15 protein-coding genes are annotated in these 17,961 nt (G+C 74.8%); 5 read left to right on the top strand and 10 right to left on the bottom strand.

Features of this window, described 5'->3' with window-relative positions; genetic code table 11:
• Nucleotides 1-98: 98 nt before the first annotated feature.
• The 10 genes from ACFVS0_RS17675 to ACFVS0_RS17720 all read right to left on the bottom strand — a co-directional run bounded on the left by ACFVS0_RS17675 (nucleotide 99) and on the right by ACFVS0_RS17720 (nucleotide 12,579).
• Nucleotides 99-2,141 (bottom strand): pectinesterase family protein, encoded by a 2,043-nt coding sequence (locus ACFVS0_RS17675; RefSeq protein ID WP_430588675.1) that lies wholly within the window; start codon nucleotides 2,139-2,141, stop codon nucleotides 99-101.
• Between the two features lie 20 nt (nucleotides 2,142-2,161).
• Complete coding sequence (locus tag ACFVS0_RS17680; RefSeq protein WP_430588676.1) at nucleotides 2,162-3,637, bottom strand: pectinesterase family protein; 1,476 nt, start codon at nucleotides 3,635-3,637, stop codon at nucleotides 2,162-2,164.
• A 480-nt stretch (nucleotides 3,638-4,117) separates the two neighbouring features.
• Nucleotides 4,118-6,082: a DUF6807 family protein gene (locus ACFVS0_RS17685; protein ID WP_430588677.1), complete on the bottom strand. Its 1,965-nt coding sequence runs from the start codon at nucleotides 6,080-6,082 to the stop codon at nucleotides 4,118-4,120.
• Nucleotides 6,082-7,611, bottom strand: coding sequence for a family 43 glycosylhydrolase (locus tag ACFVS0_RS17690; protein WP_430588678.1), 1,530 nt, complete (start codon nucleotides 7,609-7,611; stop codon nucleotides 6,082-6,084). Before ACFVS0_RS17690 ends, ACFVS0_RS17685 begins: the two co-directional genes overlap by 1 nt.
• Nucleotides 7,612-7,748: 137 nt before the next feature.
• Nucleotides 7,749-8,225: an HAAS signaling domain-containing protein gene (locus ACFVS0_RS17695; RefSeq protein WP_430588679.1), complete on the bottom strand. Its 477-nt coding sequence runs from the start codon at nucleotides 8,223-8,225 to the stop codon at nucleotides 7,749-7,751.
• On the bottom strand, nucleotides 8,222-8,560 hold the full coding sequence (locus ACFVS0_RS17700) for a PadR family transcriptional regulator (RefSeq protein ID WP_430563177.1): 339 nt from the start codon (nucleotides 8,558-8,560) through the stop codon (nucleotides 8,222-8,224). The genes ACFVS0_RS17695 and ACFVS0_RS17700 overlap by 4 nt, the downstream gene beginning before the upstream one ends.
• 69 nt (nucleotides 8,561-8,629) lie before the next feature.
• Nucleotides 8,630-9,061, bottom strand: a complete 432-nt coding sequence (locus ACFVS0_RS17705) for a hypothetical protein (protein WP_430588680.1) — start codon at nucleotides 9,059-9,061, stop codon at nucleotides 8,630-8,632.
• A 223-nt stretch (nucleotides 9,062-9,284) separates the two neighbouring features.
• Nucleotides 9,285-10,178, bottom strand: coding sequence for a sugar phosphate isomerase/epimerase family protein (locus tag ACFVS0_RS17710; protein ID WP_430588681.1), 894 nt, complete (start codon nucleotides 10,176-10,178; stop codon nucleotides 9,285-9,287).
• The gene (locus ACFVS0_RS17715; protein ID WP_430588689.1) at nucleotides 10,175-11,386 is read right to left on the bottom strand and encodes a dihydrodipicolinate synthase family protein; all 1,212 of its coding nucleotides are present in this window, start codon (nucleotides 11,384-11,386) and stop codon (nucleotides 10,175-10,177) included. The genes ACFVS0_RS17710 and ACFVS0_RS17715 overlap by 4 nt, the downstream gene beginning before the upstream one ends.
• A 56-nt stretch (nucleotides 11,387-11,442) precedes the next feature.
• A complete protein-coding gene (locus ACFVS0_RS17720; protein ID WP_430588690.1) occupies nucleotides 11,443-12,579 on the bottom strand; it encodes a Gfo/Idh/MocA family protein in 1,137 nt (378 codons plus the stop codon).
• A gap of 244 nt (nucleotides 12,580-12,823) precedes the next feature.
• On the opposite strand from ACFVS0_RS17720, the gene ACFVS0_RS17725 reads away from it, so the two are divergent.
• From ACFVS0_RS17725 to ACFVS0_RS17745, 5 genes are all read left to right on the top strand, one after another.
• Nucleotides 12,824-13,753, top strand: coding sequence for a sugar phosphate isomerase/epimerase family protein (locus tag ACFVS0_RS17725; protein WP_430588682.1), 930 nt, complete (start codon nucleotides 12,824-12,826; stop codon nucleotides 13,751-13,753).
• 62 nt (nucleotides 13,754-13,815) lie between these two features.
• A complete protein-coding gene (locus ACFVS0_RS17730) occupies nucleotides 13,816-15,558 on the top strand; it encodes a dihydroxyacetone kinase family protein (RefSeq protein ID WP_430588683.1) in 1,743 nt (580 codons plus the stop codon).
• On the top strand, nucleotides 15,555-16,112 hold the full coding sequence (locus ACFVS0_RS17735; RefSeq protein WP_430550700.1) for a ribose-5-phosphate isomerase: 558 nt from the start codon (nucleotides 15,555-15,557) through the stop codon (nucleotides 16,110-16,112). The genes ACFVS0_RS17730 and ACFVS0_RS17735 overlap by 4 nt, the downstream gene beginning before the upstream one ends.
• Nucleotides 16,109-16,873, top strand: coding sequence for a triose-phosphate isomerase family protein (locus ACFVS0_RS17740; protein ID WP_430588684.1), 765 nt, complete (start codon nucleotides 16,109-16,111; stop codon nucleotides 16,871-16,873). The genes ACFVS0_RS17735 and ACFVS0_RS17740 overlap by 4 nt, the downstream gene beginning before the upstream one ends.
• Nucleotides 16,874-16,908: 35 nt before the next feature.
• Nucleotides 16,909-17,868, top strand: a complete 960-nt coding sequence (locus ACFVS0_RS17745; RefSeq protein WP_430588685.1) for a 3-hydroxyacyl-CoA dehydrogenase family protein — start codon at nucleotides 16,909-16,911, stop codon at nucleotides 17,866-17,868.
• The last annotated feature ends 93 nt before the right edge of the window (nucleotides 17,869-17,961 follow it).

Here is a 17,961-nt window from a genome sequence, read left to right on the forward strand (position 1 = left end):
GCCCCCGCGCGCGCTGTGACGAACGTCGTGGGTGAGCGCGACCCACGGCCCGGGACGGCCTCGCCCGCGCGCCGCGGACCGCGCTCACCGGGGGTGGATCAGCGCCAGGGCGTCCACCCGTCGTCGCCGGAGAGGTACGCCTCGCGGGTGTGCGCGGCGGCCTCGTCGGCGGTCAGCTGCGGACGGCCGTCGACGACGGCGCCGGCGGGCGCGGCGCCGGGACCGGCGTTGCGGTACTCCCGCATGAAGTCGTCGCGCCACGACCAGCCGCTCATGTCCGACCAGGCGGGCGTCCCGACGTGCGCGCCCAGCCAGGAGTCGCGCACGACGACGGACGGGTCGACAAGCGGGTTGCTGCTCGGGTGCCACGGGCGGCCGAGGAAGACGGTGCCCGCCGCGGCGTCCGACGTGAACCGGGTGCCGGTGAACAGGAAGCCCTTGCCGCCGGGCACGGTCGCCGGAGCCGCCACGTACCCGTTGTTCGTCGCGGACCCGCGGTCGAGCGAGCGGATCTCCGAGTCCTCGACGACGAGGGTGCCGCCGCCGTAGACGAAGTCGACGTCGCCCTCGATGTACGAGTCCGTGACGTACGTGCGCGCCGCCGCGGCGCCGGAGCCCGGGTCGGCCAGGTACGTGTCCTGGTTGCCGAGCAGCCGGACGCCGTCGAGCACGGTGCGGTCGCCCGACGTCCGCAGCGCGAGCGCCTGGCTGCCGCCGTTCGCGGCCTCGTCGTAGGCGTTCTCGACGGTGAGGTCGCGCAGCGTGACGTCGTCGGCCAGCACGGACAGCACCGGCGAGCCGGTGTGCCCGAACGTGCCGCCGTAGAACTTGGCCTGGCCGGCGGCGAGGTCGTAGGTGAGCACCACGTCCTCCGGGTCGCCGGTGGCGCCGCGGATGGTGGTCCCGTCGGCGCCGGGCCAGACCCGCACCACCTCGCGGTAGACGCCCGGCTCGACGACGACGTCCACCGGGTGCGGCGACCGCGACGCCGCGCCCACCGCGGCGCCGATCGACGCGTAGTCGCCGGTGCCGTCGAGCGCCACGGTGACCGTGCGGCGGACCTTCTCCTGCGCGCCGAGGGTGCCCGCGCCGCGCGTGACGACGCGGGTGACGTCGGCGACGTCGTCGGGCGTGTACTGGTACCGGGCGGCCGGGTCGAACGTCGGACCGGTGTCGTCCTTGCGACCGCGGATCGTCGTGAACCGGTTGTCGCGCGAGTCGACCTTCGACGCCGGGTCCTTGGCGACGATCGCGTCCTCGCCGTTCGAGTACACGCTCGACTCGACGACGAGCTGCGACGCACCGCGCGACATGGTGCCGTACTGCGCCTGCCCGTCGAACCAGTTGTTGTACAGGTGGCCGGCGGCCACGTTGTCGATGCTCGCGTTGCGCTGGTAGGTGTTCGAGAACCGGTTGTGGTGCATCGTGATCTCGGTGACCACGTTGTCGGTCCAGCCCACGCCCACCGTCTTGTTGTGGTCGTGCAGGTAGTTCCACGACAGCGTGACCGCCGTGGAGTCCTTGCGGACGTCGATCAGGCCGTCGCCCAGGCGCGTGAGCTCGTTGTGGTCGATCCACACGTGGCTGGAGGTGTCGACGCGGATGCCGTCGTTGTCGTTGTCCGCGCTCTTGCCGTCCCAGTCGCCCGGCACGTAGGAGTCGCGGAAGCGCAGGTTGCGCACGATGACGTTCTCCACGTGGTCGAGCCGCAGCCCGACGCCGACCAGCTCCGCGCCCGACGCGAACCCGACGATCGTCTTGTCGCTCGCCACGTCGATCATCGAGCCGAACTCGGCCGGCTCGATCGTGCCCTTGACGTAGATCGTCAGGGGTTCGTCGGACGCCGCCGCCTCGGCGAGCGCGGCCGCGTCGCGCACGGTGACGGCGTCGCCGCCCGCGCCGCCCGTGGTGCCGTGCGGCAGAACGTCGGTGGGCGTGGAGGCGAAGCCGGTCGCCACGGGCGACCAGACAGGGCCGTCCGCCGTCGTCGTGCCGGGGGCGCCGATGCGGTCGAGGACGGCGGCGCCGGCCGCGGCCGGGTCGACGTCGGCGGGTGCCGCGTGCGCGGCGGGGGCGAGCAGGGTCAGGGCCAGCACGGGGGCGCCGAGCAGCGCGGCGGTGCGGGTCGTCGTGAGTCTCATGGTTCCTCCTCTGGTGTCGGTCACGGGTGGCGCGGGTCGTCGGTCGAGAGACCGCCGCCGACCAGCGGGACGTCGTCGAGCACGGTGCCGTCGCCGGCGTCCCGCAGGGCGAGGGTCTCCCTCGGCCCGTTCACCTCGGCGTCGTAGGCGTTCTCGAGCGTGAGGTCGCGCAGGGTCACGCCGTCGGCGAGGACGGTCGCGGTGGCCCAGTCGCTCGCGGGCTTGTCGTACGTCACGACGACGTCGGCGGGGTCGCCCGTCGCGCCGCGGATCGTGAGCCCCTCGGCGCCCGGCCAGACGGTGAGCACTTCGCGGTACGTGCCCGGCTCGACGACGATCTCGACCGGTCGGGGCGACCGCGACGCCGCGCCGACGGCCGCCTGGACCGACAGGTAGTCGCCGGTGCCGTCCTGCGCCACCGTGACCCGCCGGCCGAGCCGGTCGTCGCGCGTGGACCGGGTGCCGGCGTGCCGGCTCAGCAGGGGCACGACGTCCTCGGCGTCGTCGGCCGTGTAGGCGTAGTGGTCGGACGCCTCGAACGTGGGCCCGGTCTCGGCCGGCTCCTCGCCCCAGTTCCCGCGGAACAGGTTGCCGCGCTGGTGCAGGCGGGCCGCGTCGCCGCTGAGGATGAGCGGGTTGCGGGCGTTCTCGTAGACGCTCGACTCGACCAGCAGCGTGGAGCCGCCGCGCGACGTGGTGCCGTACGAGCTCGCCCCGGACAGCCAGTTGTTGTACAGGTGGCCGAGCGCCACGTTGTCGATGCTGCCGTTGCGCTGGTGCACGTTCGAGAACCGGTTGTGGTGCAGGGTCAGCGTGGTCACGACGTTGTCCGTCCACCCGACGCCGAGCGTCTTGTTGTGGTCGTGGAAGGAGTTCCACGACGCCGTCACCGCGGTGGAGTCCTTGCGGATGTCGAGCTGGCCGTCGCCGAGCCGCGCGAACTCGTTGTGGTCCACCCACACGTGGTCCGACGTGTCGATGCGGATGCCGTCGTTGTCGTTGTCCGCGCTCTTGCCGTCCCAGTCGGCCGCGACGTAGGAGTCGCGGAACGTCAGGTTGCGGATGATGACGTTCTCGACCTCGAGCAGCCGCAGCCCGCCGCCGACGAGCTCGCCGCCCGACGCCGCGCCGACGATCGTCTTGTCGCTCGCGACGTCGATCATCGAGCCGAACGGCTCCACCTCGAGGGTGCCCTGCACGAGGATCGTCAGCGGTTCGTCGGCCGCCGCGTACGCCGCGAGGCCCGCGGCGTCGCGCGCGGTGACGGTCCGCCCGCCCGCGCCGCCGGTGGTGCCGTCCGGGAGCTCGTCCGTCGGGACGGACGCGAAGCCCGTCGCGGTGGGGGACCAGACGGGGCCGTCCGCGGACGTCGCGGGTGGGGCGCCGATGCGGTGCAGCAGCGCTCGACCGGCGGCCTCGGCGTCCGTGCCGGACGACGCGTGCGCCACCGGGGCGAGCAGCGTCAGGCCGAGGACCGGGGCGGCGAGTGCCGCCACGGCCCGGCGGGCTCGCGGGCCAGGACGCTGCGAGCGGGGGGAGGTGGTGCGGTCCGGGGTGGGTCGATGGTCCGCGGTCAAGGGCATCGTCGCGCCTCTCGTGAGACTCGGGCCGGGTGGCCCTTCGGGTCGGGACGAGCCGTGGTGCCGCTCGTGGTGCGGGCCGACCTCGGTGTCGGCCCCCCGTCCCCGCGCGCTCTGCGACCGGAAACGCCTCAGAAACCGGTTTCTCACAACGTAGTCGAACCGCCCGTCTTCGTCAATAGTTCAGCGACCGAAACCAATGGAGGTCCTTGCCGCTCCGGCCGCGTCCACAGGCGTGGCCGGCAGGGATGACGAGAGCGGGGCGAGGGTTTCTTCGCGGCGACGTATCCCTCCCGAAGTGGAGGGCGCCCTGGCGCCCGTGAACGCGTCGCCGCGGAGAAACTCTCGCCCCGCTCGCCCCGACCGAGGTTTCGACCGGATCGACCACCGACCGGCTCAGGCGGTGACGGCCCCCACGCGCCCCACTGCGAGGTCCGCGACATCGCCGGCCCCGGTGATGTCGAGGCGGCGGTCGACGACGGCCGCCACGACGTCGACCTCGAGCGACGACCCCGCAGGCACCGTGCGCACCGCGTCCCAGGCGAGCGCCGGACCCAGCCCCACGTAGTCGCCCACGCGGGCGAACCACGGGTCGGGCTCCCCGGACGCCTGGGCCAGCACGAGGGTGGTCCAGGCCGGCCCGGTGCGCCGCACGACGGCCACCCACGGGCTGCGCGAGCCGTGCACGTCGCCGCCGCGGTCGGGGCTCAGCGCGAACGCCTCGTCGCCCGACGGGAGGCGCCAGAACCAGCCGCCGTACCCGGCGCCCGGCCGGCCGTTGGTCGCCGGGCTGCCGATCTCGACGTCGGCGTCGCCCGCGCGCAGGCTGCCGTGCCAGCCGAGCGCCCACGCGTCGACCTCCGGCAGCACGACGGCGGTGAGGCGCCGCTCCTCCGTCAGCTGCACACCGCCGCGCTCGTCCAGCCAGCGCAGCCGCTGGGTCAGGGTGGCGCCGTCGTCGGTCACCTTCGTGCGCCCGGCCTCCTGGCGGCCGTGGTTCGCGAGCAGCGTCGGCCCCTGGTCGCGCACGTAGGTGCGCCCGCCCCAGTGGCTGGTGCCGTCCACGTCGGCCACCGCCATCGAGACGCCGTAGTGGTGGCGGTGGTCCAGCGGGCTCTTCGTCGTCATCGCCACGCCCTGCGCCGAGTGCACCGGGTGCAGGAAGGGCCGTGGGCTGTGCACGCCGGGCATCCCGTCACCGCGCGAGTACCGGCCCAGGGGCCGGTCGTCGCCGACGCCGAGCACCCAGTCGTCGTCGACGGGCCGCCACCGGGCCCGGACCGAGTCGTCACGGGCGTGCGCGCGCCCCGCGAGGTCCGCCGACGTCACGCCGAGCCGGCGCGCGGGCGGCACGGGCCCCGTGCTGCCCCGCACCACCAGCCCCGGTGTCACGTGCACGGCGATGCCCTCGGCACCGAGTCGCGTGCGCTCCGTGCCGAGCACGCGGGCGTGCAGCAGCTCCCAGGCACGGCGGCCGAGATCGGCCTGCGGCACCGCGGCCGTGGTCAGCGACGGCGTCGCGTAGCGGGCGAGCTCGATGTCGTCGAAGCCGCCGATCGAGATGTCCCCCGGCACCGCCACGCCGGCCTCGTTGAGGCGCGCGAGGAGGCCGAACGCGACCAGGTCGTTGAACGCGACGACGCCCGTCGCGCCGGTCGCCAGCACGGCGTCCGCCGCGCGGTACCCGGCGTCCACGGTGGGGCCGCACGGCACGGTCGTGACGCGCAGGCCCGGGTGCCGCTCGCGCGCGTCGTCGAGGGCGCGGGCCCGCAGCCCGTTCGACGCGCTCGATCGGGGGCCGGCGACGTACGCGAGCTCGCGGTGCCCGAGCGCGACCAGGTGGTCCACCATGCTCCGCACGCCCGCCGCGTAGTCGACGCGCACGCTCGGCACGGTGAGGCCGGGCACGTGCCGGTTGACCACGACCACCGGCTCGAGCCGCGGCAGGAGCTCCAGCAGCGCGTCCTCGGACGTGCGCGGGGCGGCGAGCACCAGCGCGTCGCACCGCTGTCGCGCCTCGAGCGCCACCTCGGCCTCGTCGGCGGTGTTCTCGGCCGTGTCGGCCACCAGGACGCGGTAGTCGTGCGGCGCGGCCGCCGCCATCGTGCCGCGCAGGATCTGCTGGAACATCGGGTTCGCCAGGTCGGGCACGACCAGCGCGACGGAGTTGGTGCGGCCCAGGGACAGGCTGCGCGCCACCCGGCTGGGCTGGTAGCGCAGGTCCTTCGCGGCGACGCGCACGCGCTCGGCGATGTCCCGCGCGACGCTGGCCCGGCCGTTCATCACCCGCGAGACCGTGGCCCGCGACACCCCGGCCGCGGCCGCCACCTCGTCGATGGTGGGGCCGCCCGAGCGGGCCATCAGGCGTCCTTCCCGGCCACGGTGACGTGCACCGGGCCGAAGGTGCCGCCGTCGCCCGGCCGCAGGTCGGCCCCGAGCGGGGCGCTCGCGAACAGGCCGACCTCGGCGCCGATCCAGTGGCCGACGACCGACTGCCACGGCGGCGCGGGCTCGTGCCACTCCGCGTCGTCGTGCCCCGGCAGGGCGTCGTCCCGCCAGGCCCAGGTGACGCGGCCCTCGGCGTCGACGGCGGTGCGCAGCACGACGCCCGTCGCGCCCGCGGGCACGGGCTCCTGCGCGAGGACCTCCTCGTCGCCGTAGGTGCCGCCGCGCCGCACGGTCACCTCGATCCCGCCCGGCGTGCGCACCAGTCCCGCCCAGGCGTACTCGCGGCCCAGGACGACGACGCCTGCCCGGGTGCCGGGGGCCTCGCCCGCGAGGCCGACGCGGGTCTCCCACGTGCTCGGCTGCCCCGGCAGCTGCTGGCTCAGGACGGCGCCCTGGTCGCGCAGGTTGCCCCGGGGCGTGGGCTGGGCGGGCAGGCGCAGCGTGCCGCCGCCGTCGGCCACGGCCCAACCCTCGACGGGGTTCGCCTGCCAGTGCCAGCGGGGCGCGAGGCCCGGGGGCGCGAAGTCGTCGCTGCGCACCGGCTCGCCCGGCTCGGCGCCCGGCACGGGCGTCGGGTGCGTGAGCACCGGGGAGCCCGCGTCGCCCAGCACCGGCCAGCCGTCGTCGTCCCACCGCATCGGCTGCAGGTGCACCACGCGGCCGAAGACGTCGCGGTCCTGGAAGTGCAGGAACCAGTCGTCGCCGTCCGGGGTGTCCACCCACGCGCCCTGGTGCGGGCCGTTGACCGGGGTGTCGCCCTGGGCCAGCACCACGCGGTGCTCGTACGGGCCCCACACCGACCGCGCGCGGAAGGCGACCTGGTAGCCGGTCGCGACGCCGCCGGCCGGCGCGAAGATCCAGTACCAGCCGTCGCGGTGGTACAGCTTGGGGCCCTCCAGCGTGCGGAAGCCCGGCAGCTCGTCGCCGTCGACCACGGTGCGCGCGGGCCCGACGGCGCGGCGCAGCCCGGGGTCCACCTCGACCACCGTCAGGCGGTTCTTCACCCCGGCGCGGCTCTTGGCCCAGCCGTGCACGAGGTAGGCGCGGCCGTCGTCGTCCCACAGGGGGCACGGGTCGATGAGGCCCTGGCCCGGGAGCAGGCACCACGGCGCGGACCACGGGCCGCGCGGGTCGGCCGCGGTGAGCACGAAGATCCCGTGGTCCGGGTCGGGGTAGACGATCCAGAACAGGCCGTCGTGGTGACGCAGGCTGGGCGCCCACACCCCGGAGCCGTGCCGGGGGAGCGCGTAGTGACCGGCGGGCGGCAGGGCGGGCAGCGCGTTCGCCACGTGCCGCCAGGACACGAGGTCGCGCGAGTGCAGCACGGGCAGCCCGGGGGCACGGTTGAAGCTGGACGCGATCAGCCAGTAGTCGTCCCCGACGCGCACCGCGTCGGGGTCCGGCCAGTCCGCGTCGAGGACCGGGTTGCTGTAGTGGGTCATGGTCGCCTTCCGTCACGTCGCTGGGACAGTCGGCGAGAAACCGTGAGAAACCGGTTCCCGCCGTGCTGTGCCCAGCCTAGCAACCGGTTTCCGCCGGAGGGAACGCCTGGACGTGACGGAGCGGTCCGGCGGGGGCCTCAGCCGGCCAGCACGTGCGACACGAAGAGCGCCACGGCCCCGACGAAGGAGACGGCGCCCACGACGAGCGCGAGCCTCTGCAGGCCACGGTTCCCGGCGCCGGAACGAAGCCGGAACAGCGCCCAGACCACCGCCGCGGCGGCCACGGGCGGGACCACGAAGAGCGCCAGCGAGGCGACGGCGAGCACGACCAGCCAGACATCGGCGGCGGGCGTGGTGGTCGCCGCCCCGGGTGCCGCGGCGGCGCGGGAGGCCGGGGTCGACACGGCGGCGATGGCGTCCACCGGGCCCAGCTCGTCGAGCACGCGGCGCGCGCCGGCGTCGTCGGAGCCGTGCAGCGCGAGGGACTCGGCCGCGTGCTCGCGCACCGCGGCGAGCGTCTCGGCACGCTCGCGGGGCTCGCTCGCGGCGAGAGCGCGCTCGAGGTCGGCGAGGTACGCCTCGACCAGAGGGGGGAACGCGGGGGTCGTGGTCATCGGGGCTCCAGGGTCGTGCGGACGTCTTCCGTGAACCGGGCCCAGGTGGCGGTGAACGTCTCGAGAGCCGCCTGCCCCTCGGCCGTGAGCTCGTAGTACCGGCGCGGCGGGCCCATCGGGGACGCGACCTGCGTCGTCGTGACCCATCCCTGCTGGCGCAGCCGGGAGAGCAGCGGGTACAGGGTGCCCTCGCTGGTCAGCAGGGTGCTCGTGGCGCCGAGGCGCTCGGCGAGCTCGAGGCCGTACGCCGGCCCCGACCGCAGGCAGGCCAGGACGCAGTACTCCACGACTCCCTTGCGGAGCTGGGTGAGGACGGCGTCCGAGGTCGGTACCATGCGACACAAGGTAGCAGTCTCTTGCGTCGCAAGATAGTGGTCGGACCCCGGACGACCGCGCCTCCCCGGTCAGGCCGCCGCGGTGCGCACCAGCGCGGTGAGCCGCTCCTCGAAGGCCGGGGTCCAGGCCAGCACCGCGAAGGAGGTCGGCCAGAAGTCGCCGTCGTCGAGGTGTGCCGCGGGGTCGAAGCCGACCGTCGCGTAGCGCGTCCCGAACTTCGCGGCGGGCTGCACGAACACGACCATCTTGCCGGCGGCGTCCGCGAAGCCGGGCATGCCGTAGTACGTCTTCGGCACGAGGTCGGGCGCGACCTCGGCGACGACCCGGCACAACCCTTCGGCGATGTCCCGGTCGGTGCCCTCGAGCGGCTCGATCGCCTCCCGCACCGCCTTCTCGCCCGCGGCACGGTTCCTGCCGGCCTTCTCCTGCTCGCGCAGCTCCTTGGCGCGCTGCTTCACGGCGGCGCGCTCGTCGGCGCTCAGTCCCTCGGACGTGGCCATGTCGTTCCTCCCCGCTGGTGGTGCGGCGCCGTGCCGCACCGTCGGGTCCCAGGCTAGGGAGCGGCTCCCCGGCGGCGCTTCTCCATTCCTGACCGGTGCGGATCCTGCGCCGCGCACGACGACGCCCCGCCGCCCAGGGAGGCGACGGGGCGTCGTGCGGCGGGCCGGCGTCGGCGACAGACCCGCACCGGGGTGTCAAGGCCCGGTGTGCTGGAGGGCGGGCCTAGAGGTGCGGCAGCACGTGCCGCGCGTACCGCTCGCCGACCGTGCGGGCGGTGTCGCGCGGGTCCTCGGCCCAGATCTCCTCGTTGAAGATCTCGGTCTCGACGTCCCCGGTGTAGCCCGCCTCGGCGACCCAGCGCGAGATCGTCGGGAAGTCGACGTACCCGTCGCCCACGTGGCCGCGGGAGTTGAGCGGGTCGGCGGCCAGCGGCAGGTTCCAGTCGCAGACCTGGTACCCCGTGATCCGGCCCTCCGCCCCGGCCCGCGCGATCGACTCGCGCAGCCGCGGGTCCCACCACACGTGGTAGGTGTCGACGACGACGCCCACGGTCTCGGGCGCGAACGGCGCCGCGAGGTCGAGCGCCTGCCCGAGGGTGGAGATCACCGCGCGGTCGGCGGCGAACATCGGGTGCAGCGCCTCGAGCACGATCCGCACGTCGTGCTCGGCCGCGAACGGCGCGAGCTCGGCGACCCGGTCCGCCACGCGGGCGCGGGCGGCGACGACGTCGCGGTCGCCCGGACCGGCGTCGGGCCGCGGGCCGCGGCCGGGCTCGCTGAGGGCTGGCAGGCCGCCGACGACGAACACCAGCTCGCGGGTGCCGACGCCCGCCGTCTCCTCGATGGCGCGCTTGTTGTCGTCGAGGGCGGCGGCGATGCCCGCCTCGTCCGCGGCCGTGAGGAACCCGCCGCGGCACAGCGACGAGACGCGCAGGCCGGCGTCCGACACGATGCGTGCCGCCTTGTCCGCGCCGTGCTCCTGCACCTGGTGGCGCCACAGGCCGACGGCGCCGAGACCGGCCGAGGCCGCGGCGTCGACCGCCTCGGCGAGCGTGGCGTGCTTGACCGTGGCGGTGTTGAGCGAGCAGCGGCTCAGGTCGGCTCCCGCGGCGCTCATGCGGAGACCCCGTTCGTCACCAGCAGGGCGTCCAGGCGGCGGGCGGCCAGCGCCGGGTCGAGCAGCATGCCGCAGCCGTCGGCGAGGCGGGCCAGCTCTACCAGGTGCGCCAGCGAGCGGCCCGACTGCAGACCGCCCACGAGCTGGAAGCCGGCCTGGAAGCCGTTCAGCCAGGACAGAAACGCCACGCCCGTCTTGTAGTAGTAGGTCGGCGCCGCGAAGATGTGCCGGCCCAGCTTCTCGGTCGAGGCGAGGATCGCGTGCCCGCGTGCCGCGCCGTCCGGGTCGCCGGCCTCCCCGGCGTCGAACGCCTGCAGCGCGGTGGACGCGGCCGGGTAGATCGCCGCGAAGATCCCGAGCAGGGCGTCGGAGCGGCCCTGCTCGTCACCCGTGATCAGCTCCGGGTAGTTGAAGTCGTCGCCGGTGTACAGGCGCACGGGCGAGCCGTCGAGGCCGGACAGCGACCGGCGCAGCCCGATCTCGTGCTGCGCGTCGAGCAGCGACACCTTGACGCCGTCGACCTTGTCCTGGTGGGCCCGGATGAGGTCGAGGAACGTGGCGGTCGCGGAGGCGACGTCGTCGGAACCCCAGTAGCCCGCGAGGGCCGGGTCGAACATCGTGCCCAGCCAGTGCAGGACGACGGGCCTGTCGGCCTCGGCCAGCACGGCGTCGTAGACGCGGGCGTAGTCCTCGGGGGAGCGGGCCACCTTCGCCAGGGCGCGCGAGGCCATGACGATGACCTGCGCCCCGGCGTCCTGCACCACGTGCACCTGCTCGCGGTACGCGTCGGTCACGGCGGCGAGGCCCGCCTCGCCGGGCTCGACCGACGCGGGGTCGAGCTGGTCGGTGCCCGCGCCGCACGCGATGCGCGCGCCGACGGACGCGGCCTCGGCCGACGACCGGCGCACGAGCTCCTGCGTCGCGGCCCAGTCCAGGCCCATCCCGCGCTGGGCGGTGTCCATGGCGTCGGCGACGCCGAGCCCGAAGCGCCAGATCTCGTGCCGGTAGGCGAGCGTCGCGTCCCAGTCGACGACGGCCGGCGCGCCCGGCACGTTCTCGGCGCCGACCTGCGGCACCACGTGCGCCGCGGCGAAGGCCACGCGCGACGTGATCGGAGCGGCCGGGGCGTGCCACGGGCCCGGCGCGTTGAGCTCGCGCACCTCCGTGCCGGTGGCGCGACCCGCGGCGTCGAACCGGGGCAGGCGCACGGTGACGCCGCTGGGCGCCAGCTCCGGGGCGAGCGCGGGGTTGAGGGTGGGGGCGGTCACAGGGAGATCTCCGGGACGTCGAGGCGGCGGCCCTCGGCCGACGACCGCAGGCCCAGCTCGGCGAGCTGCACGCCGCGCGCGGCGGACAGCAGGTCGAAGCGGTGCGGGCGCCCGGCGACGACGTCGCGCAGGAACTCCTCCCACTGCAGCCTGAAGCCGTTGTCGAGGTCGGCGTTGGCGGGCACCTCGAGCCACTGGTCGCGGAACGGCTCGGTGACGGGCAGATCCGGGTTCCACACGGGCTTGGGGGTGTGGGCGCGCTGCTGCGCGACGCACTTGCGCAGCCCCGCGACGGCGGAGCCGTGGGTGCCGTCCACCTGGAACTCGACGAGCTCGTCGCGGTAGACGCGCACGGCCCAGGAGGAGTTGATCTGCGCCACGACCGGGTCGCCGCCCGGCGTCTCGATCTCGAAGATGCCGTACGCGGCGTCGTCGGCGGTGGCGGCGTACTCCTTGCCCTGCTCGTCCCAGCGGGTCGGGATGTGCGTGGTGGTCTGGGCGTTGACGGTCTTGACCGCGCCCAGGATGCCCTCGAGGACGTAGTTCCAGTGGCAGAACATGTCCGTGGTCATGCCGCCGCCGTCCTCCTTGCGGTAGTTCCACGACGGGCGCTGGGCCGCCTGGTGCTCGCCCTCGAACACCCAGTAGCCGAACTCGCCCCGCAGCGACAGGATGCGGCCGAAGAAGCCCTCGTCCACGAGGCGGCGCAGCTTGACCAGGCCCGGCAGGTACAGCTTGTCGTGCACGACGCCGGCGGTGACGCCGGTCTCCTCGCGCAGGCGGGCGAGCTCGACCGCCTCGGCCAGCGTCTCGGCGGTCGGCTTCTCGGTGTAGACGTGCTTGCCTGCCTGCATCGCCTTGGTGAGCGTCTTGGCGCGCAGCGACGTCATCGAGGCGTCGAACACGATGTCCGTGCTCGGGTCGGCGATGATCCCGTCGAGGTCGGTCGTGTACTCCTCGACCCCGTGCTGCGCGGCCAGCTCGGCCAGCTTGGACTCGTTGCGGCCCACGAGCACGGGCTCCACCTGCACGCGGGAGCCGTCGGGCAGCTCGACGCCGCCCTGCTCGCGGATCGGCAGGATCGAGCGCACGAGGTGCTGGCGGTAGCCCATGCGGCCCGTGACGCCGTTCATCGCGATGCGCAGCGTGCGCGGGGGTGTGGTGCTCACTCGGGACTCCTTCGTCGGTGCGTCTCGTCGGTGGCGGCGACGCGTGCGGGAATGCGCTTTCCACCCAAGTTAGGGGCTGCGGACGCCGCCGTCAAGCAGATGCCCCGGGGTGCGCGGCGCGCGGCGGGTGAGATCGAGTCGGTTGACACCTCGGGGCGTCGCCGTGTTTCCTATAGGAAACACGATTCGACGATCGACGGAGATCTCCTTGCGCACTGCGGACACCTGGCCCATCGCCGCCAACATGCTGTCCTTCGGCTCCACCGCGGCCGACGGCACCCCCAACGTCGACGCCCCCGCCGAGTCCTGGCGCGGGCAGCTCCAGCAGGTCGCCGACCTCGGGTTCGCGGACGTCGACCCCACCGACGCGTGGCTGTCGATCGGGGAGATGACCGACGCCCGGTTCGCCGAGCTGCTCGTGGTCCTCAAGGAGGTCGGCCTCGCCGTCCCGTCCGTGTCCACGACGCGCCGCAGCGTCGTCGACGCCGCCCGTGGCGAGGACTACCTGCGCTTCGGCCACACGATCATCGACCGCGCGCCGGCGCTCGGCGCCGAGGTCGTGAACTTCGGGTTCATGCAGGCGCTCACGCCGGCCCAGGAGAAGGCGCTGTGGTTCTGGCTGGCCGAGGGCCACCACGACGACCTCGGCGACGTCGAGAACCGCGACCTGGCCGTCCGGCGCATCCGCGAGCTCGCCGACCACGCGGCCGCGGTGGGGGTGCAGGTCAGCCTCGAGATGTACGAGGACACCTACATCGGCACGCCGGACCTGGCCGTGCGGTTCCTCGAGGACGTCGACCGCGACAACGTGGGGCTCAACCCCGACCTGGGCAACCTCGTGCGGCTGCACCGGGAGATCGAGGACATCCCGACGATGTTCGAGAAGGTGCTGCCGCACACGAACTTCTGGCACATCAAGAACTACACGCGCGACGTGGACCTGGCGACGGGCGCCTACGCGACCCACCCGACCCCGCTGGTGCAGGGCGTCGTCAACTACCGCGTGATGATCCGGCAGGCGCTCGAGCTCGGCTTCGACGGCGTGTTCGTCTGCGAGCACTACGGGTCGGACAGCCTCGGCGTCGCGGCCCTCAACCGCGAGTACATCCGCGGCGTGCTGCGCTCCGCGGGGCGCTGAGCAGACCAGTCCGGCGCACCGCGCCGCCCACCCGTCACCGCACGAGCAAAGGTGCTGACCCCATGACGTACGTCCACAACCGACCCGAGGACTTCGCCCGCGAGGCGCTGAGCGGCCTCGTCAAGGCCCACCCCGGCACCCTGCGCCGCGTGCCCGGCGGCGTCGCGCGCGCCGAGGGCACGCGCCCCGGCAAGGTCGCCGTCGTCGTCGGCGGTGGCTCCGGCCACTACCCGGCCTTCGCCGGGCTCGTGGGCGATGGCGTGGCCGACGCCGCCGTGTGCGGCGAGGTCTTCGCCTCCCCGTCCACGCGCCAGGTGCTCGACGTGTGCCGGGCCGCCGACGCCGGGGCCGGCATCTGGCTGTCGTTCGGCAACTACGCCGGGGACGTCCTCAACTTCGGCGCCGCGGCGAGCCGGCTGCGCGCGCAGGGCGTCGACGTGGCCGTGCGCCTCGTCACCGACGACGTCGCCTCCGCGCCCGCCGACCGCGCCGAGGAGCGCCGCGGCGTGGCCGGGGACCTAGTGGTCTTCAAGGTCGCGGGCGCCGCCGCGGAGTCGGGTGCGGACCTGGCCGAGGTCGACCGCCTCGCGGGGCTGGCCAACGGGCGCACCCGCTCCTTCGGCGTGGCCTTCGACGGCTGCACCCTGCCCGGCGCCGACGCGCCGCTGTTCAGCCTCCCGGAGGGGACGGCCGGCTGGGGGCTCGGGATCCACGGCGAGCCCGGGATCGGCGAGGAGGCGGTGCCGCCGGCGGCGGACCTGGCCGCCGAGCTCGTCGACCGCGTGCTCGCGGACCGGCCCGACGACGCGGACGGCCGCGCCGCCGTCGTCCTCAACGGGCTCGGCACGGTCAAGTACGAGGAGCTCTTCGTGCTCTGGGACCGGGTGCACGACCTGCTCACGGAGCGCGGCGTGACGCTGGTGGCGCCGCTCGTCGGCGAGTTCGTCACGAGCCTCGACATGGCGGGGTGCTCGCTCACCGTCACGTGGCTCGACGACGATCTCGAGCCGCTGTGGCTCGCGCCGGCCACGACGCCCGCCTTCCGGCACGGGGGCTGGCGCGCGGCGCCGGTGACGGCCGCGCCCGACGTCGCCACCGAGCCGGAGCCGCCGCTCGTGGTCGCGACCTCGGACGAGGGCGCCGCGGCGGCGCGCCTCGTGGTCCGTGCGCTGCACCGCGCGCAGGAGGTCCTGCACGGTGCGGAGGACGAGCTCGGCGCGCTCGACGCGGTCGCCGGCGACGGCGACCACGGCCGCGGCATGTGCCGCGGCGTCGACGCGGCGGTCGAGGCGGCCGACGAGGCGCTGGCCGCCGGGGCGGACGCCCCGTCCGTGCTGCGGCGTGCCGCGGACCGGTGGGCCGACCGCGCGGGCGGCACGTCGGGGGCCCTGTGGGGCGTCGGCCTGCTCGCCCTCGCCGACCGGCTGCCCGCCGACGGGACGCTGACGGGCGCCCACGTCGTCGACGGCGTGCGCGCCGCACGCGACGAGGTCTGCGCGGTGGGCGGGGCCCGGCCGGGCGACAAGACGCTCGTGGACGCCCTCGACCCCGCCGTCGCGGCATTGGCCGCGGCGCACGGGAACGGTGCGGCGGCGCCCGACGCCTGGCGGGCGGCCGTGCAGGCCGCCCGGGACGGCGCGGCCAGCACCAAGGACATCACGGCACGCCGCGGTCGCTCGCGCGTGCTGGGGGACAAGAGCCTCGGGGTCGCCGACCCGGGGGCGACGTCGCTCGCGCTCCTCCTCGCGGAGGTCGGGGACGCGCTCGGCGTCAGCTTCGACGACGTGGAGGTGGCGGCACGATGACGACGGCCCAGGGAACGGCACAGGGAACGGCCCAGGAGACGAGCCCGGAGACGCCGCAGGCCCTGCGGGTCGTCGTCGGCTCGGACGACGCCGGGTTCGACTACAAGGAGCTGCTCAAGGCCGACCTCGAGGCCGACGACCGTGTGGTCTCCGTGACCGACGTCGGTGTCGGCGGCGACGAGCACACCCCGTACCCCTACGTGGGTGCGGCCGCCGCGCGCCTGGTCGCCGAGGGGAAGGCCGACCGTGCGCTCCTCGTGTGCGGCACGGGGCTCGGCGTCGCGATCGCCGCCAACAAGGTGCCGGGCGTCCGCGCCGTCACCGCCCACGACTCGTTCTCGGTCGAGCGCGCGGTGCTGTCCAACGACGCCCAGGTGCTGTGCTTCGGGCAGCGCGTCGTGGGCATCGAGCTCGCCCGCCGGCTGCTGCGCGAGTGGCTGGGCTACCGGTTCGACCCGACGTCGGCGTCCGCGCCCAAGGTCGCGGCGATCGGCGAGGTCGAGTCCGGCGCGGGAACCGGGGCCGTCCCGGAGCCCGCCGGGTCCTGCGGATGACGCGCCGCCCGCTCGTCGCCGTCTCGCTCAAGGCCTATCTCGGGGCCGCCGACACGGAGCGCTGGCTGACCGAGGTCGCCGAGGTGGCGGACGCCGCCGCGGCGGGCGCCGTCGAGCTCGCCGTCCTGCCGTCGTTCCCGCTGCTGCCCGCGGCCGCCCGCCTGCTGGCGGGCACGCGGGTGGCCTGGGGCGCGCAGGACGTCGCGCCCGGGGCGCAGGGCGCCCAGACCGGCGAGGTCACCGCCGCCCTGCTCGCCGAGCTCGGCTGCCGGTTCGCCGTCGTCGGGCACGCCGAGCGGCGCGCCGCGTTCCACGAGGACGACGACGTCGTGCGGGCCAAGGTCGCCCGCCTCGCCGAGGCGGGACTCACCCCGCTGCTCTGCGTGGGCGAGGAGCACCAGGTCGCCCCGCAGGACGCGGCGGCCGTCGCCGCCGACCAGCTCGAGAGCGCGCTGCGCGGCTCGGCGACGCGGGACGTCGTCGTCGGGTACGAGCCCGTCTGGGCGATCGGCGCCCCGCGGCCGGCACCCGCCGAGCACGTCGTGACGGTCGCGCACGCGCTGCGCGAGCGGCTCGACGCGCTCGGCGTCGAGGGCCGCGTGGTCTACGGCGGGGCGGCCGGACCGGGCACGCTCACCGCGCTCGCGGGCGCCGTCGACGGCGTGTTCCTGGGGCGTTTCGCCCACGACGTCGCCGCCCTGCGCGACGTGCTCGACGAGGCCGCGGCCGCGCGACCTGCGGATTCGGCCGCTCGGCCGTGACCGCCACAGACTGGACCACGAGAGAGGAAGCAACGATGGTCACCAGCATCAGCAGCGTCGCCGTGATCGGTGCCGGCTACATGGGAGGCGGCATCGCGCAGTCGCTCGCGCTCGCGGGCCTGCCCGTCACGATCGCCGACGTCTCCGCCGAGGCGACCCAGGCGGCGTTCGCGCGCCTGCTCGCGGAGGCGCAGGAGTTCGAGGACGCCGGGCTGTACGACGCCGGGGCGACGGAGACGATCCGCGCGAACCTGAGCACCGCCCCGTCGATCGAGGACGCCGTCGCCGACGTCGACTTCGTCGAGGAGGTCGTGTTCGAGTCCGTCGACGTCAAGCACGACGTGCTCGGCCGGATCTCCGCGGCGGCCCGCGAGGACGCGATCATCGGGTCGAACACGTCGACGATCCCCGCCCGGGTGCTCGCGACCGCCGTGAAGAACCCGGAGCGGTTCCTCACCGTGCACTTCTCGAACCCGGCCCCCTTCATCCCGGGCGTCGAGCTCGTGCTGGGGGAGCGGACCGACGAGGCCGTCGTGCCCGTGGTCAAGGAGCTGCTGGCGAAGGCCGGCCGGGAGGCCGCGATCGTCGCCGACGTGCCCGGCTTCGTCCTCAACCGGCTGCAGTACGTGCTGCTCAAGGAGGCGATGTCGATCGCAGAGGAGGGCATCGCGTCGCCCGAGGACATCGACACCGTCGTCCGCACGACGTTCGGCTTCCGCCTGGGCTTCTTCGGCCCGTTCGCCATCGCCGACCAGGCGGGCCTCGACGTGTACGCCGGCGGCTTCCGGACGTTCGAGGAGGCGTTCGGCGAGCGGCTCAGCACGCCCGCGCTCATCCAGGACGCCGTCGCCGGCGACCGCCGGGGCGTGAAGAACGGCAAGGGCCTCCTCAAGGACTACACGCCCGAGCAGGTCAAGGCGCTGGTCGCCCACCGCAACAAGGCGTACAGCGAGATGGGCCGCCTGGTCCGCTCGCTCGGGCCGTCGCCCGCCTGACCTCCCACCACCGCGGGGGGGGGGGCCCAAAGCGGGGGTTTGGCCCCCCCCCCGCCCCCCTCTTCTACCCTCCCCATACCCAACCAACGAAGA

It is taken from the genome of Isoptericola sp. NPDC058082 (genome assembly GCF_042885055.1).
Taxonomy (GTDB): domain Bacteria; phylum Actinomycetota; class Actinomycetes; order Actinomycetales; family Cellulomonadaceae; genus Isoptericola.